This is a genomic window from Flavobacterium sp. BFFFF1 (assembly GCF_002256285.1).
Taxonomy (GTDB): Bacteria; Bacteroidota; Bacteroidia; order Flavobacteriales; family Flavobacteriaceae; genus Flavobacterium.
In genome coordinates this window covers 30109-46474 of sequence record NZ_NKJE01000019.1, presented here as the reverse complement: position 1 = coordinate 46474, position 16366 = coordinate 30109, and the positions used below count along the sequence as shown (strand labels likewise).

General features: G+C 45.1%; 9 protein-coding genes. 3 read left to right on the top strand and 6 right to left on the bottom strand.

Going from position 1 to position 16366, the window contains the following annotated elements; translation table 11 throughout:
* The first annotated feature begins 51 nt into the window (after positions 1-51).
* On the top strand, positions 52-3480 hold the full coding sequence (gene galA / locus CFE23_RS12035) for a beta-galactosidase GalA (RefSeq protein ID WP_291088345.1): 3429 nt from the start codon (positions 52-54) through the stop codon (positions 3478-3480).
* Between the two features lie 556 nt (positions 3481-4036).
* Here galA and CFE23_RS12030 read toward each other — a convergent pair.
* Genes CFE23_RS12030 through CFE23_RS12015 form a run of 4 tightly spaced genes read right to left on the bottom strand, consistent with a single transcriptional unit; the run spans position 4037 to position 10002 of the window.
* A complete protein-coding gene (locus CFE23_RS12030) occupies positions 4037-5572 on the bottom strand; it encodes a DUF6770 family protein (protein ID WP_291088344.1) in 1536 nt (511 codons plus the stop codon).
* An 18-nt stretch (positions 5573-5590) separates the two neighbouring features.
* On the bottom strand, positions 5591-7138 hold the full coding sequence (locus CFE23_RS12025) for a DUF6770 family protein (protein ID WP_291088343.1): 1548 nt from the start codon (positions 7136-7138) through the stop codon (positions 5591-5593).
* On the bottom strand, positions 7135-8430 hold the full coding sequence (locus tag CFE23_RS12020) for a M48 family metalloprotease (RefSeq protein WP_291088342.1): 1296 nt from the start codon (positions 8428-8430) through the stop codon (positions 7135-7137). Before CFE23_RS12020 ends, CFE23_RS12025 begins: the two co-directional genes overlap by 4 nt.
* A 27-nt stretch (positions 8431-8457) precedes the next feature.
* On the bottom strand, positions 8458-10002 hold the full coding sequence (locus CFE23_RS12015; RefSeq protein ID WP_291088341.1) for a glycine--tRNA ligase: 1545 nt from the start codon (positions 10000-10002) through the stop codon (positions 8458-8460).
* A 176-nt stretch (positions 10003-10178) separates the two neighbouring features.
* On the opposite strand from CFE23_RS12015, the gene CFE23_RS12010 reads away from it, so the two are divergent.
* Both CFE23_RS12010 and CFE23_RS12005 read left to right on the top strand, forming a co-directional pair.
* On the top strand, positions 10179-10862 hold the full coding sequence (locus CFE23_RS12010) for a phosphoribosyltransferase family protein (RefSeq protein WP_291088340.1): 684 nt from the start codon (positions 10179-10181) through the stop codon (positions 10860-10862).
* Positions 10863-10937: 75 nt separating this feature from the next.
* The gene (locus CFE23_RS12005; RefSeq protein ID WP_291088339.1) at positions 10938-12533 is read left to right on the top strand and encodes an Ig-like domain-containing protein; all 1596 of its coding nucleotides are present in this window, start codon (positions 10938-10940) and stop codon (positions 12531-12533) included.
* Here CFE23_RS12005 and CFE23_RS12000 read toward each other — a convergent pair whose 3' ends face one another.
* Together CFE23_RS12000 and CFE23_RS11995 are read right to left on the bottom strand one after the other, a co-directional pair.
* The gene (locus CFE23_RS12000) at positions 12534-13298 is read right to left on the bottom strand and encodes an amidohydrolase (protein ID WP_291088338.1); all 765 of its coding nucleotides are present in this window, start codon (positions 13296-13298) and stop codon (positions 12534-12536) included.
* Between the two features lie 65 nt (positions 13299-13363).
* The gene (locus CFE23_RS11995; RefSeq protein WP_291088337.1) at positions 13364-16180 is read right to left on the bottom strand and encodes a GH92 family glycosyl hydrolase; all 2817 of its coding nucleotides are present in this window, start codon (positions 16178-16180) and stop codon (positions 13364-13366) included.
* Between the last annotated feature and the right edge of the window lie 186 nt (positions 16181-16366).

Sequence of the window (16366 nt, the reverse complement as noted above, 5' to 3'; positions counted from 1 at the left end):
AAACAGCCGCATTCGAAATCGTTACCTTTACCCAAAACCAAACGATTTCCAATGCGGTACTTTATTTTATCCCTTTGCCTTTGCTTTTCCATAAGCTCCGTTTCCCAGCGCACCCACCTCAATTTTGACGAGGGGTGGAAGTTCCATTTTGGACATGCTGCGAATGCCGAAAAAGATTTTAATTATTCCATCGCCACGGTCTTTTCCAAGTCAGGAAAGGGCGCCGGCACCGCAATCGATCCGAAGTTTATCGATACGGCATGGGCAAAAGTAGACCTGCCGCACGATTGGGCGGTCCACCTTCCATTTGTCAATGTAGACAACTTTGATGTACAGTCGCACGGGTACAAGCCCGTCGGCGGATTGTTTCCCGAAACCAGTATCGGGTGGTACCGCAAGCATTTTACGGTGGCAAAGCCTCAGGACGGGCAGCGGTTTGAACTGCAGTTCGATGGGATTTTCCGCGATGCGAACATTTGGGTCAACGGATTTTACCTGGGCAACAACAAAAGCGGCTACGTAGGCGAACACTATGACATTACCGATGTCCTGAACTTTGACGGCGACAATGTCGTTACCGTGCGGGTCGATGCCACACAATACGAAGGCTGGTTTTATGAGGGCGCCGGCATTTACCGCCACGTATGGCTGAACAGTTTTAAAAACCTGCATATCAAGAACGATGGCGTTTTCGCTTCCGCAGATGTGACACCGGGAAAATCAACCTTAACCGTCCGTACGGAAGTGATCAACGAAAATTTCACGGCTTCCACCGCCGCGGTAACGGCCTATTTAAAAGACCGAAACGGCAAAGTCGTTGGCCGCTCAAAGCCTGAAAACTTTACGCTGGACGTGAATGGTGAAATGACCATTACACAAACCATTAACGTGCCCCAACCCATACTTTGGTCACTGGAAAATCCCTACCTGTACCGCGTGGTGGTTGAAGTTACCCAAAACGGGAAAGCAACGGACTCCAAGACGGTGAAATTTGGCTTCCGCCATATTGAAATCCGCAAAGAGGGCGTCTTCCTGAACTGGAAAAACGTGAAGATCAAGGGCACGAACAACCATCAGGATCATGCCGGTGTGGGCAGTGCACTGGCGGATTACCTGCAATACTACCGCATCAACCTGTTGAAAAACATGGGCAGCAATGCGTACCGCACAAGCCACAATGCCCCGACGCCGGAACTGCTTGACGCCTGCGACTCACTGGGGATGCTGGTCCTCGATGAGCAGCGTTTGCTGAACAGCGGCAAGGAATCAAGGGACCAGTTCACCAGACTGTTAAAACGAGACCGCAATCACGCTTCTGTATTTCTTTGGAGCATCGGCAATGAGGAAGGGATGATACAGGCCAATGATACAGGGCGGAAAATTGCCCAGACGCTATTGGCACAACAAAAACAATATGACCCGACACGGACCAGTACTTATGCCGCTGACCTCCCGAATGTCTTTAAAGGCGTCAACGAGGTAATTCCCGTGCGCGGATTCAACTACCGGCAGTTTGATGTGGCCGCCTACCACAAAGACCATCCTGACCAACCGTTGCTGGGGACAGAGATGGGCAGCACCGTGACCACGAGAGGCATTTATGAAAAAGACACCATCCGTGCGTATGTCCCGGACCAGGACATTACGGCGCCATGGTGGGCCAGTAAGGCGGAAGACTGGTGGAAACTCGCCGCCGAAAACGACTATTGGCTCGGGGGTTTTATCTGGACAGGCCTGGATTACCGCGGGGAACCGACCCCATATAAATGGCCGAATGTGAACTCACATTTCGGGGTCATGGACGTCTGTGGTTTTCCAAAAAACATCTATTACTACTACCAAAGCTGGTGGACCGATAAAGATGTACTGCACATTTCCCCGCATTGGAACTGGCCGGACAAGCGGCATTGGGACAAACCGAATGACGATGTGGAAGTTTGGGTGAACTCCAATGCCGACAACGTCGAATTGTTCCTGAATGGCAAGACCCTTGGCAAAAAGGACATGCCCCGCAATGGGCACCTGAACTGGACGGTACAGTACCAGCCTGGAAAACTGGAAGCTGTCGCGTATAAAAAAGGCAAAAAACTCACCGCTTCCGTCGAGACCACCGGATCCGCGGTGGAAGTGGTGATGACACCTTATAAAACGACGATGATGGCCGACGGAAAAGACGTTACCGTGATTAATATCTCGGCAGTAGACCGGGAAGGCCGCGAAGTGCCTGATGCCGACAATATGATCCGGTTTTACCTAACCGGCGATGCGAAGATCATTGGGGTAGGTAATGGCGACCCGAGCAGCCATGAGCCGGACCAATGTCCGGACGGCGCCTGGCAGCGTTCCCTATTCAACGGCAAATGCCAGGTCATCGTACAGTCGGGGAAAACAGAGGGGCTGATCCATTTTGACGCAAAAGCGGCAGGCTTATACACCGGGTCGACAGACATTGTGACGGTTCTTCCGCAAAAAGCGGCCGTGGTTACGGTGGATCAAAAGTATGAGCTGAAAGGCGCTGCCTTGAACGCGGTTACTATTGACAAAATGATAGGCGCAGACATTTCTTTCCTTCCGGAGCTCGAAGCGCGCGGCATGAAATTTTCGGATAAAGGGGTAGAAAAGGATGCGATACAGATCCTGAAAGACCACGGAATGAATTATGTCCGCCTTAGGATTTTCAACAATCCCGCTACCGCGAAGGGCTATTCACCTGGGAAGGGTTTTTGCGATCTTGAAAATACCAAAGCCATGGCCAAGCGTGTGAAAGCTGCTGGTATGAAACTGTTGCTGGACTTCCATTACAGCGACTATTGGGCTGATCCGGGCAAGCAGTACAAGCCGGAGGCGTGGGAAAACCTGTCTTTCGAAGCGCTAAAGAAGGCGTTGTATGACTACACCGTTCGGGTTCTTACGGAATTAAAAGCACAGGGTACCTTACCCGATATGGTGCAGGTGGGCAACGAAATTAACCACGGGCTCGTCTGGCCGGATGGCAATGTAAACAACCCGGATGGCATGGCACAGTTGTTCAAGGCCGGTACCGCTGCGGTAAAATCGGTAGACCCGAAAACCCCGGTGATGCTGCACCTCGCGCTGGGCGGACAAAACCATGAATGTGTGGAGTATCTGGACGGAATGCTGAAGCGCGGCGCGCGTTTTGACGTGATTGGACTGTCTTATTACCCCAAATGGCACGGGACGCTGGACGATTTGCGCGACAATATGAATGACCTGGCGGCGTGTTACAACAAAGATCTGATTGTGGTGGAATATTCCCAATTGAAGCGTGAGGTTAACAAAATTGGATTTGAAGTAGCCAACGGCAGGGGCAAGGGCACCTGCATCTGGGAGCCCTTAAGCACGTGGGAAAAATTTTTCGATGACGAGGGGCATTCAAATGACCTGCTACTGGTCTATGATGCGTTGAGCGGGCAGTTTTTATCCGCTGGAGGAACGCCAAAGGGCCAAAGCCAAAAGTAATCCGTTTGTGAAAATACTTCGGTTAGGGGCAACGTGCTGAAGGAAAAGGTTTTTTTCGGGTGGGAAGCCATAAACATGCCCTGATGAATGCTTCCGTGTGAAATATAAATGCTTCCGTCTGCCCGACAAATGCTTCCGTCTGCCCGACAAATGCTTCCGTGTCAAAGTCGAATGCTTCCGTGTCGGCAGGTTGCACTTCCGTGGGGAAAGCAGTGACTTCAGATTAAGGTTTAACTACAAGCGCTTTCCGGTTGGTTCGTTTTCTATGGTCTGCTATTATCCTGTAGTCATAAGTGGCATAGCCTCTCATCTTAATTTAAGAAAAAGTATGGATTTCGCGTAAAGATATGTCGGGCGGAAATTGTACTTTGCCTTCAGGGAAGGGGACATTGCGGTCCCTACGAAATAGCGAAATGTCTTCAATACGGGAAATCCGGATATTTTGTTAAAGTTTCAGTTTTAAGTGCTGAATTGACATGTTACTGCAGAGATCGGGAAGCCATAGTATTAAAAAGGCCTCCCAATCGGAAAGCCTTTTATTGTTTTGAAACGACAATCAGTAGTTGATTTTCTCAAGCCGCAACTCCGAATCTTTATCGGTGTCTTCGCGGAGTAAGATGTAACCGTTTTTGGCCTTTAGCGGATAGATTTGGCCTTTTTGGGTGGTTAAGGTAACTTTTTGAAAATCAAACTTATTTTCGGAATAGGTGATGACGCCTAAAACCCACGACGGTTTACGAACCGATTTGTTTTCGTTATCCGTATAATAGAACACAGAACCGCCGCCGGGTAGCGTTTGGGAGTACATGTAGTCGAATGCACCGATTTGCTGAAGGTATCCGCCATGCGCACTGATCGGTCCGTCGTTTTGGTGTTTTTCAACCTTGTGGTAGTCCACTACTTTCATTTGGTCGTCAAATACAAAAACGAATAAGTCCTTGATTATGGAGTTGCGCTCTTTTGAATATCCTTCTCCGATAACAATCGTTTTTCCGTCCGTTGTGCGGTTAAAGTCTAAAAACTGTATGAAGCCATAGTCTTTAATTTTACCGAACGCATCGATGGGGAACTTATCAGAGAGATCCGTCCACCTGAAATAATCCCTTCCGAGTTCCTTTCCAGTTTTCCTGTCAAACATGATTTTAACATATCCCATTACTTCCTTATCCAAAAAGACATCTTTGTCATTCAAGTTGGTGATGGCAGCATAAATAACGATTTTATCGTCCTCAAAGATCCATTTCTTGAAGCGCAACAGGTTTTGTGGGTCGGATGAGCTTAAGCTGAATTTTTTAATGCCGGTTTGTGCATCAATAACTTCATATTCATGTGTCTTACGTTTATTTCCGGATTTTTGGAATTGCGATTTTACGAAGACCATGTCGTTTCCACCTCCGTTGAGGTAGTAATAATCGTAGTAGGTATTTTCATCGGAATGATCATATTCGAACCGCCATTTTTCCTTTAAATCCACATCGAAAAAACGGAAGCACTTTACGGTTTTGGCAGCACCCCTACCCATGAAAATACGCATAGAAGCGTCCATGAGCGTTTCGTCATAAACTAAAAAGCCGCCATTTTTTGTAGGGACGAGGTATTGAAATTCTTCCATGTCCTTCCGTTTAAATCGCCCGACGTTTTGCTGGACCCGGGAATTGTTCCTGATGTATGTCGGTTCGGAAACCTTGAAATCTTTCAGGGAAAGGGTCCTTAAGGAATACATGATCTCATCGCCCTTGATGGTGTCGGGAAAGTTAAAATACAAGAATTCGCCCCTCTTCATCACGTACAGGGGTTTAGTGGTCACATAGTCGGCCATGATGGAAATCGAATCAACCCTTTCCTGCAAAAAGTCCCCCGATGCCATCTTGTTCAGGTTTTTATCCAGCAATACATATTCATATCGGTACATCCCCTTGCTTTCATCGCCCGCGTCATACAGCAGGAAATAGCCATAAACATCATCGCCATTTTCATCATAGACAATTTCTGACGCAAGGAATTTGTTGTTAGAAAGCGCACTAAGCTTTGCAGTTTGTGCAAAGGAGCAGACATTTACCGCCAATAGATATAGCATTACGATTTTTTTCATTGGAGTGGCGGCGTCTTTTTAGTAGTTGATTTTCTCAAGGCGCAATTCCGAATCCTTATCGGTGTCTTCGCGCAGTAAGATGTAACCGTTTTTGGCCTTTAGCGGATAGATTTGGCCTTTTTGGGTGGTCAGTGTCACCTTCTGGGTGCTGAAAGCCCCATCGACATACGTCACAATCCCCAGTACCCATGACGGATTTTTCTTTGATTTCTTTTCATTGTCGGCATAATAAAAGACATAGCCATCGCCGGGAAGCTTTTGCGAATACATATAATCAAATGCTCCGATGGACTGCAGGTACGTTCCGTAACCGATTGCCGGTACCCCGTTTTTAAGTTTGTTGATAACCTGGTAATCGACCAATTTCATGTTGTCGTCAAAAACAAACGTAAACAGGTCGCGGATTTCAGAACCACCCTTAACCGAAAAGCCTTCGCCGATGACGATCGTTTTGCCGTCCGTCGTGCGTTTGTAGTCCAGGAAGTGGATGAAACCATAAGACTTAATCTTTCCGTAGGCATCGATTTCCAGTTTGTCAGCCAGTTGCTCCCATTTGAAATAGCTCCTGCCCAACTCTTTTCCTGTAGCGCGGTCGTAAGTGATTTTAGCGTAGCCCGTAATCTTGTCCGCTGCAAAGTTATCCTTGTTGTTGAAATCGTTCGTTGCAGCAAAAACGATCACCTTGTTTTCCTCAAACAGTATCCTCCTGACGCGCAGCAGGTTTTGTGTATCGTTTACACGGATTTCAAATTTCTTTTTTCCGCTCTGTACATCAAAGAATTCATACGAAATGTCGCTGTGGCGGTCGCTCGCTTTCTCATAAAATTCCTTGAAAAACACCATGTCATTGCCTTCACCCCCGAAATAGTTGTATTCATAAAAGGACTTGTCACCGGTTTCCTTGTATTCATAACTCCATTTCTCCTTCAGGTCCATGTCGTAAAAGCGGAATTTCCGGATGTTCCTGGCATTTCTTTTACCCATAAAGACGCGCATGGAAATGTCCATTACCGATTCTTCAAATACGACAAATCCGTTGTTCTGCGTCGGCTTCATGTATTGAAATTCGTCCATTTCCTTTCGTTTCATTTTGGTAATATCGCCGTAAGCAGGCGCGAAATTACGCATATACGTGACTTCAGAAACCTTGAAATCCTTGAGGTCCAATGTTCTTAAGCCGTACAACCCGAACATATCGTAAATGTCCTCATAACCCTTCATGACATCACCAAGGCTGAAGTAAATCTTGTCGCCGAGTTTTTTCACGTACAGCAGTTCCGTCGTAAAATCGACGAACATGGAGGTGGCGCGCTGCTGCGCAAACGTTCCGGATGCCATTTTATTCAGGTTCTTATCAAGCAATACATATTCGAGCTCAAAATTACCCTTGCTTTTTTTGTCTTTTTGATAGAGCAGGAAATAGCCGTAGACATCGTTGCCGTTGTCGTCATAGACGATTTTTGAACTCAGGAAATCGGCGCTGGAAAGTGCGCTTAGTTTTGTGGTCTGTGCCGAAACCGTCACGCTTGTTACGAAAAATAAAAGCAATAGTAATTTTCTCATCATGGTTGTTTAAATGTTTCTATAATTTGGTTTAGTTCGCTTTTTCTAAGGTTTCCGACGAATCGCAGGAAGCGGTTGTAACTGTCTGAATACTCGGGATCTTCGGTCCTGACATATTTGTTGGCGGTGAAATTATTTCGGGCGATGCTGATCTTCAACAAATTATCGTGCAGCATTTTTTTCAGGAACGCATCATCGGGATTTTTTTTCAGGGATAATAATGTGTTGTAAAGCGATTCGCCATATTCCTCGATAAAATACAGTGCGAAGATATACTCGCTGGCGCTGTCTTTTTTCAGGTCTTGGAAAGTTGCCGGGCTGACATCCTTCACATCGCTGTCGTTAATTTTAAAGCGTTCCTTCAGGAAAACGATGCGTTGATCGCAGTTGGGATGGGTGCGTAACGAGTCAACGTTCCATGACTTGTCCTTTTGGTAGCTGTAGTGGTTTTCACCATCGGCAATCCATTCCGGTTTGAAGGTTAACTGGTGTTTTGCAAAAATTTCCTGGTAATCGGCCAACAACAATGAATCTTTTGGGGTGTCGATATTCTTTAAGACTTCGAGCGTTTTTACGGCCTGGTACCTGTAATCAGGATACGTTTTGCTAAAGAATATATAGCCCAGTGAATCGGCCTGTACCTCCTTTTTACGGCTTTCTTCGCGGCTGCCGTAAATGATTTGCTTGTAGAGTTCGGATGCCTGTTTTCCTTGGTTGTACTTCTGCCGTGCGATCGCCCTGGTCCTGGATTTTACTTCGTCAGAATTGCTGATTTCCTTGCTGCGGACCAAGGATTGCAGGACATGGTTCAGTTTTTGGTGTGCCATTTCATGACTTAGGATAAAAGCGAGTTCATATTCATTGACAATATCAAAGATGATGGGCAGATTGAACACGACAAAGTCGTTACCGATGTTATAGGCATTCGAATTGTTGCTGGCGGCAATCAGGAGTTTCATGTCGTCAAAATGCTGGTCGGGATTGGCGTGTTTTATTTTTTCGAGGATGTTTTCCAGTAGGCCTGAATATTTCTTATCCCGAATAAAGACGCCTTTTTGGATCAGTTCCAGGAATTCTCCCGCGTGTTCCGTATAGCTTTCAAGGACCTCGCGGCGTACCTGCCGGTTGTCGATTTTGGACAGTACGGCTTTGGTAGCGGCAGTGCGTTTTAGGAAAAGCGTTTCCAGCTCGGTGCGATAGCCCGTGTCAGTGGTGTCTATAGGCAAATCCTGTGCGGCCATTTGGCAAAAGCCAAAAACCGAAAGGACAAGACATAAAAAAGGGCCAATTCTCATGGCCCAAATATTATTAAAATAAATGAATTATTTCATTTTCAATAACCAGTTTTTCATCGAAACTTCATTTTCAATGATGGATTTCAATTCCGAAATGGCCACACGGTCCTGTTTCATGCTGTCGCGGTGGCGTATGGTTACGGTCTTGTCTTCCAGTGTCTGGTGATCAACAGTGATACAAAACGGTGTGCCTAAAGCATCCTGTCTTCTGTAACGACGCCCAACAGCATCTTTTTCATCATAGGCCATATTGAAGTCCCATTTCAGTTCTTCGATGATGTTGCGTGCAATTTCAGGCAGCCCGTCTTTTTTCACCAACGGCAATACGGCTGCTTTTGTCGGTGCCAATACGGATGGCAATTGCAATACGGTCCTTACGGAGCCATCTTCTAAAGTTTCTTCTTTTAAGGAATTGGAGAACACCGCTAAGAACATACGGTCAAGACCTACGGAGGTTTCCACCACGTATGGCGTATAATTCTTATTTTCCTCGGTATCGAAATACTGCATTTTCTTGCCTGAAAATTCTTCGTGGGCTTTTAAATCAAAGTCGGTCCTGGAATGAATGCCTTCCAATTCCTTGAATCCGAACGGGAAGTTAAATTCGATATCGGCAGCGGCATTGGCATAATGCGCGAGTTTTTCATGGTCGTGGAAACGGTAGTTTTGTTTGCCCAAACCAAGCGATAAATGCCAGTTTAAACGGGTTTCTTTCCAATATTCGTACCATTTCATTTCCTCTCCGGGCTTTACGAAGAACTGCATTTCCATTTGTTCGAATTCGCGCATGCGGAAGATAAACTGCCGCGCAACGATCTCGTTACGGAACGCTTTTCCGGTTTGTGCAATCCCAAACGGAATCTTCATACGGCCGGACTTCTGTACGTTCAGGAAGTTTACGAAAATTCCCTGTGCCGTCTCCGGGCGCAGGTATAAGTCCATAGCGTTTTCTGCGGAAGCGCCTAACTTCGTCCCAAACATTAGGTTGAATTGCTTTACATCAGTCCAGTTGCGGGAACCGGTTTCTGGGTCTGCGATTTCGAGCTCTTCAATCAGATTTTTTACATCTTCGAGGTCGCCGGAACCTAAGGAGCGGCCCATCCGTTCAAGGATTTCCCTGTTTTTCGCCAGGTATTCCATCACACGTGGATTGGTCGTGGTATATTGTTCCCGGTCAAAAGATGCGCCAAAACGGGCGGCCGCTTTTTCGATTTCCTTTTCAGCTTTTTGGTTCAGTTTTTCGGCGTAATCCTCTATAAGGACATCGGCACGGTATCTTTTCTTAGAATCCTTGTTGTCAATCAACGGGTCGTTAAAGGCATCGACGTGTCCGGAAGCTTTCCAGGTAGTGGGGTGCATCAGGATTGCGGCATCAAGGCCTACGATATTCTCATGCATCTGTACCATTGATTTCCACCAATATTCGCGGATGTTTTTCTTCAGTTCGACACCGTTTTGCGCGTAATCATATACTGCGCTCAAACCATCGTAGATTTCGCTGGACGGAAAAATAAAACCGTACTCCTTTGCGTGCGAAACCACATTCTTAAATAAATCTTCCTGTTTTGCCATAGTGGTGCAAAAATAGCAGTTTTTCTTAATAATAAAGCAACGGGAATAAAAATGAGGTTAATCTTTGGCTTTTGATTTAAGGGTTGGGTTTCCAATAATTTATTTAAGAAAAATTACGGATTATACGTAAAATGAAGTTTTGGGCTTCATTATTTTTAACAGCAAAATTCCCGACGATGTTTAAACTTCTCATTAATCTCCTATTTCCTAAGGTATGCTGCGGTTGCAAAAGTCTGCTGTTGCAGCACGAATATGTGATTTGTACGGTTTGCCGCCATGAACTGCCACTCACAGAATTTTACAATAACCCGGAAAATGAAGTGGTGAAGAAATTTTATGGGCGCCTTCCTTTGGAGCATGCCTCGTCATTTTTATATTTTCATAAAAAGGGAATTGTACAGGAAATGATCCATAGCCTAAAGTACCGCGGTCATGAGGAAATCGGGACAGTGATCGGTCTTTGGTATGGTGAAGACTTAAAGTCCGTTTTACGTAATGCCCAAATTGACCTGATTGTGCCCGTACCATTACATAAGAAGAGAATGCGACAGCGCGGGTTTAATCAGGTGACAACTTTTGGAAAGGCGTTGGCCCAAAAGCTGCAGGTAGATTACGATAGCGGTATTTTGATCCGAAAAGTATATTCTGAAACGCAGTCGAAGAAGAATCTGGTGCAACGCGCTTATAACACTGAACATGTTTTTGACGTCATTGATACGGAACACCACCACAATAGGCACTTCCTGTTGATCGACGATGTGCTCACAACCGGCGCTACGCTCGAAGCCTGCGGGAGGGCGATCCTGAAAATCCCGGGCGCGAAATTAAGTATTGTTACGATGGCAATTACCCATTCCTGACCAGCCATAATTTTCTTAAAACATTTCGCCAACACTAAATATAATCGTTATTTTGTGACAGTTAAATTATATGCGTTGAAAAAGAGATTTCCTTTATTGTTTTTACTACTGGGTTTAGCGATTGTGGGTTGCGCGAAGCGGGGCACGATTACAGGAGGCGCCAAGGACACGATTGCACCGGTACTGCAACTGAGCGAGCCAAGGAATGGTTCGGTCAATTTTAAAGGCAAAACGATAAAATTGTATTTTGACGAGTACGTGAAATTAAAGGATGTGAACAAACAGCTTGTCGTTTCGCCTCCGATGGCCAGCACGCCTGACATTACACCTACCGTAGCCAGTAAATTCATTTCGATCCGCCTGACAGATACGTTAAAAGAAAATACCACTTACAGCCTGAATTTCGGGCAGAGCATTCAGGACAACAACGAAGGGAATCCCGTGTCGCAGTTTAAATATGTGTTTTCTACCGGGAGTTACATTGATTCGTTAAAGATTGAGGGGACGATCCAGGACGCTCTCGAAACCAAAACGGATAATTTTGTAAATGTGATGTTGTATGAAATGGATGAGGAATACAACGATTCGATTATTTATAAAGAAAAGCCGAGATACGTCACCAATACCTTAGACAGCCTTTCCACGTTCAGGATTGAAAATATTAAAGCAGGGAAGTACCTGCTTGTAGCGTTAAAGGATGTTGTAGCAAATTATAAGTTCGACCCTAAAAAAGACAAGTTGGGTTTTTACAGTGAACCCATTACCATTCCCACAGCGCAGCGTTACGCACTGAAATTATCCAAACAAATTCCGTCATTTAAAGCACTAAAGCCGACACAGGCAGCCGGCGGCCGTTTAATCATGGGCTATGAGGGGGATCCAAGGAATATTAAAGCCACATTAAAAAACGGCGACGAAATGCTACCGTCTATTGTGACTCAAATGCCCGACAAAGACTCGGTTCAGGTTTGGTTTAAACCGGTAAAAGCGGATTCGATTGCGGTGAGCGTAGTAAAAGACAATTTTGCAAAGGATTTTTTTGTGAAACTGAAAAGCCAGAAAACGGACTCGCTCAGTATCAGCCCGTCTATAAATGGGACCATTCATCCGAGACAGGAATTTAGCCTTAAATCGGTAACGCCCCTGGTTAAGATTGACACTACAAGAATTACCGTGCTTGATCTGAATAACAAGGCAGTGCCATTTAAAACTGAATACGACGCATTTCTGCAGCAGCTGAAATTTCGTTTTAACAGGGAACCCGAACAAAAGTATGCAATATCCGTATTGCCGGGTGCTTTGACTGATTTGTTCGATAAGGCAAACGACTCGCTGGATTACCGTTTGTCTACAAAGCAGTCGTCTGAATATGGGAACCTGATCATTAACCTCAAAAATGTCAAGCAGTTCCCCGTGATGGTGCAACTTACGGACGAAATAGGAAAAGTGCTTGCTGAAGAATATTCAGAAAGTGCCTCTACAGTTGAATTCCTCGGGCTGGAGCCCAATAAATTTGTGTTGCGGGTCATTTATGATGCCAATAAAAACAGGCAATGGGATCCGGGAAACTTTCTTGAGAAGACACAGCCTGAAGACGTTATTTATTTTGGTACGCCGTTAGAGGTACGGTCTAACTGGGACGTCAACGAGGATGTCGATTTGGGAGGGTAATTATAAAATAATGAAATCATCCCGATCGTTGAGAAATGGTAGTTTGCTGCGTACTTCCAGCATCTGTCCTTTTTCCAATGTCGCAATCAGGACCGTTTCTTTTTCAGAGATGGTTGTTAAGGAATTTCCAAGAAAATCAAATGCCTGAGAATGGCCCGCGTATTCGAGGCCGTTATTATCTTCGCCGACGCGGTTTACGCCAATAGTATAGCACATATTTTCGATGGCACGTGCCTGAAGTAAAATGTCCCACGCTGCCATACGCGGTTTCGGCCAATTGGCCACATACAGCAACAGATCAAAATGGTCGGTATTTCTTGAAAAAACAGGAAAGCGAAGGTCATAACATATCAATGGGCAAATTTTAAATCCCCTGTAGTCAATGATTAAGCGGTTAGCCCCTTTCGTATATATCCGGTCTTCACCAACGAGCGAAAACAAATGCCTCTTGTCATAGGTGTAGATTTCTCCGGAAGGCAAAACAAAGAGCAAACGGTTGTAAAAATGGCCCTCTTCAGTGATGATCACGCTTCCCGTAATTGCGGCGTCTTTAGCTTTTGCCAAATCTTTCATCCAATGGACCGTTTCACCATCCATGGTTTCTGAAATGTCCCGAGGTTTCATGGAAAAACCCGTTGTAAACATTTCAGGAAGAACGATTAAATCTATATCTTCATTAATCCCACTGATTTGTTCTTCGAAATGCTTCCTGTTGGTTTCAGCATTTTCCCAGGCCAATGATGATTGCATTAAAGCTATTTTCATGATACAGACTCCATTTTCTATTTCTTTCGACTTTCGACTTTCGACTTTTGACTTTCGACTTTTGACTATTTTACAGTAATCTCATCCACGAAAATAAAAGCATCCCCGCCATAACCCTGATGCCATTCTGGAAGCGGGCCATAATTATATGCCTTAACCTTAATATAGCGTGTAATCGCGGGAGCAATGGCGCTTTTAAAATCTATAATTTTTGTTTCTGAGATTTTGGGATCGAGTGTATTGTCAATCGTTTTTACCAGCGTAAAATTGATGTTGTCGTCAGAGGTATAAAAGTCTACTTTAACCGGCATCAAAATCCATGAACGGGAATCCTGGAGGAAATTTGCTGAAACTTCAGAAACCCTTCTTTTGCCCTGCAGATCTATAACCGCCTCGAAATCCTGAGATTGATAACCCTGCCAGTCGCCTTTGCGCCAGTTTTCATTGCCGAATACACGATCGATTAGTCCGTCAGGTCCGCCGGCATTGTACTGGCTGTTGTATTTGGAGATAATGTTTACGGTGTAATTGTTCGGTTTTTTAAAGTATTGTGCTGAAATCGTGTCGCTGGAAACGCCTTTTCTTATGGTGTAAGCGCTCACCGTACTGCTTTCCTCGATGTCGAACGGTCCTATAAAGGGTTTGAAAGCGGAATTATTGGTTTTCGCGTTTTGGATATTGTAAAAGACCTTGTCTTCCCCATCGTTAGCATTGATGCCAACCTGCATTTTATCAGAAAATGTCTTTGCTTTTGCATTAAAAACAGGAACCGGTGTGATGTTTATTACCGATGCAGCGCCTTTACCAAGATCTCTTTTGGCGTCTAAAATGCCAAATGTTTCCATGTAACTGATTCCCAAGTGTTTTGAAATACTTGCTGATGTACCGTCTTCGAAATTTACTTTTATGATTTCGAAATTTGGTTCCGTAACACTCCATTTCGGGTATCCCGGCGAGACCGCGTAAATACCCATTGAACTTAAAACATACCATGCGCTCATCTGGCCGCAGTCTTCATTGCCAATCAGTCCATCAGGCGCGTTTTTGTAGAAATTATTGAGGATAAAGTCTACTTTTTTTGCCGTCTTTTCCGGTTTTCCGACGTAATTGTACAAGTAGGCCATATGATGGCTTGGCTCGTTACCATGCGCATATTGACCGATTAATCCTGTGATATCCACCTGCTCGCGCCCGGTCGTTGCGGAAGGCGCGGCAAACATTTCGTCAAGTTTGGCTTCAAATTTATCAGCGCCACCGTAGGCGCGGATTATGCCCCAGATGTTTTGCGGCACGAAAAAGGAGTATTGCCAGGAATTGCCTTCGGTGAAATTGTTACTCACTTCGCGTGGGTCAAAAGGGGTTTCCCAGCCGCCGTTTTTCTTTGGCCGCATAAACCCGGTTTTATTGTCAAAAATATTTTTCCAGTTTTGCGAGCGTTTTTCAAAATAGCTGTAGTCTTTTGGCTTGTTCAGGATCAGCGCCATTTGTGCGATACACCAATCGTCGTAAGCATATTCGAGTGTTTTGGAGACGCTTTCATGTTCATCGTCAATCGCGATAAAACCATTTTTTTTGTAGGCATCTAAACCAAGGTGGTTTAGCATCGCACTGTGCTTTGCGGCCTCAAAGGCTTTTTCGTAATCAAATCCTGAAATTCCTTTGACCATCGCATCGGCAATTACCGAAACAGAATGATAGCCAATCATGCAATCAGTCTCATTAGACGCCAGTTCCCAGACAGGCAATCTGCCGCCTTGCTCATACTGTTTGATGAACGTATTGATGAAGTCGGCGGTGCGTTTCTTTTCAATTAATGTGTACAACGGATGCGCTGCACGGAACGTGTCCCAAAGCGAGAATACCGAATAATAATCAAAACCAACGGCGGTGTGGATTTCGTTATCACGGCCACGGTATTTGCCGTCTACGTCCTGCGCAATGTTCGGCTGCACCATCGTATGATACAATGCTGTATAGAAGATTGTTTTCTTATTTTTATCGCCGGAAGTTACTTCGATTTTTGATAGTTCTTTGTTCCAGGTGGTTTCGGCGCTTTTTTTTGTTTTCTCAAAATCCCAGCCTTTGAGCTCCGACATGTTTTTTTCAGCACCTTCGTAGCCCGTAGGTGAAATTGATACTTTGATTAAAATTTTGTCTCCTTTTTTTACCTCTTTGGAGAAACTCAGCGCCAATAAGCTGCCTGCGAAAAATTTATCCGTGGTTTTGGCTGGTGCAAACGCATTGTTATTGACTTTGGTGATTTTCATCGGTTTGCTGAATTCGATGCGTGCGTAAACATACTGATCGCGGGCCCACACTTCGCTTCTTCTCAACACTTCAATGGTCTTTTTATTGATAACACGCACTTCGCCCATCAGCAGCTTATCGCGATGGTTTAAATCGAGGATAATGTTTGCCTGTCCGTCTTTATTGAATGTGTATTGGTGTAAACCAACCCTGTTGGTGGTGGTTAACGCGACATCGATATTGTCTTTTTCGAGTTTTACGGCATAAAATCCTGCTGAAGTTTTCTCGGTATTGTGAGAAAAAGCGGATGAATATGCTGTATTAACCAGTGACGGTTCTCCCATTGTGGGCATCAGCATGATGTCGCCGAAATCAGACACGCCGGTACCGTTGAGGTGGGTATGTGAAAAGCCGTAAATCACGTTATCTGAATAATGATATCCGGAACAACCGTCCCAGCTTCCGTCGATTCTGGTGTCCGGTGATAGCTGTACCATGCCGAATGGTAATGTTGCGCCGGGGAAAGTGTGTCCATGGCCTCCGGTACCGATTAAAGGGTTTACGAATTGTGATGGCTGCTGGGCGAACATGGCCGGGAATGTGAAAAGGAAGGCGAGGGAAAGCGAAAACTTCATGGAAAAGGTTTTGGTTCCCAAATATACGGATTTATCAATTTGGGAAAACGGCGTTAGTCCCGAAGATTCTGGAGAATCGGCATCCTTTTTTTTGTTATCGGAATGTTTTTTATCCCAGTTCGGTGACAAAAAAAGATACAGCGAAAAGTCTGGCCGAAGGCAACGCCATAAAAAAAACCGCATCCA

Excerpts from the sequence above, each read along its gene's own strand:
- galA (WP_291088345.1), top strand. The coding sequence starts at position 52 with ATGCGGTACTTTATTTTATCCCTTTGCCTTTGCTTTTCCATAAGCTCC.
- CFE23_RS11995 (WP_291088337.1), bottom strand. The coding sequence starts at position 16,180 with ATGAAGTTTTCGCTTTCCCTCGCCTTCCTTTTCACATTCCCGGCCATG.
- CFE23_RS12000 (WP_291088338.1), bottom strand. The coding sequence starts at position 13,298 with ATGAAAATAGCTTTAATGCAATCATCATTGGCCTGGGAAAATGCTGAA.
- CFE23_RS12010 (WP_291088340.1), top strand. The coding sequence starts at position 10,179 with ATGTTTAAACTTCTCATTAATCTCCTATTTCCTAAGGTATGCTGCGGT.
- CFE23_RS12030 (WP_291088344.1), bottom strand. The coding sequence starts at position 5,572 with ATGAAAAAAATCGTAATGCTATATCTATTGGCGGTAAATGTCTGCTCC.
- CFE23_RS12025 (WP_291088343.1), bottom strand. The coding sequence starts at position 7,138 with ATGATGAGAAAATTACTATTGCTTTTATTTTTCGTAACAAGCGTGACG.
- CFE23_RS12015 (WP_291088341.1), bottom strand. The coding sequence starts at position 10,002 with ATGGCAAAACAGGAAGATTTATTTAAGAATGTGGTTTCGCACGCAAAG.
- CFE23_RS12020 (WP_291088342.1), bottom strand. The coding sequence starts at position 8,430 with ATGAGAATTGGCCCTTTTTTATGTCTTGTCCTTTCGGTTTTTGGCTTT.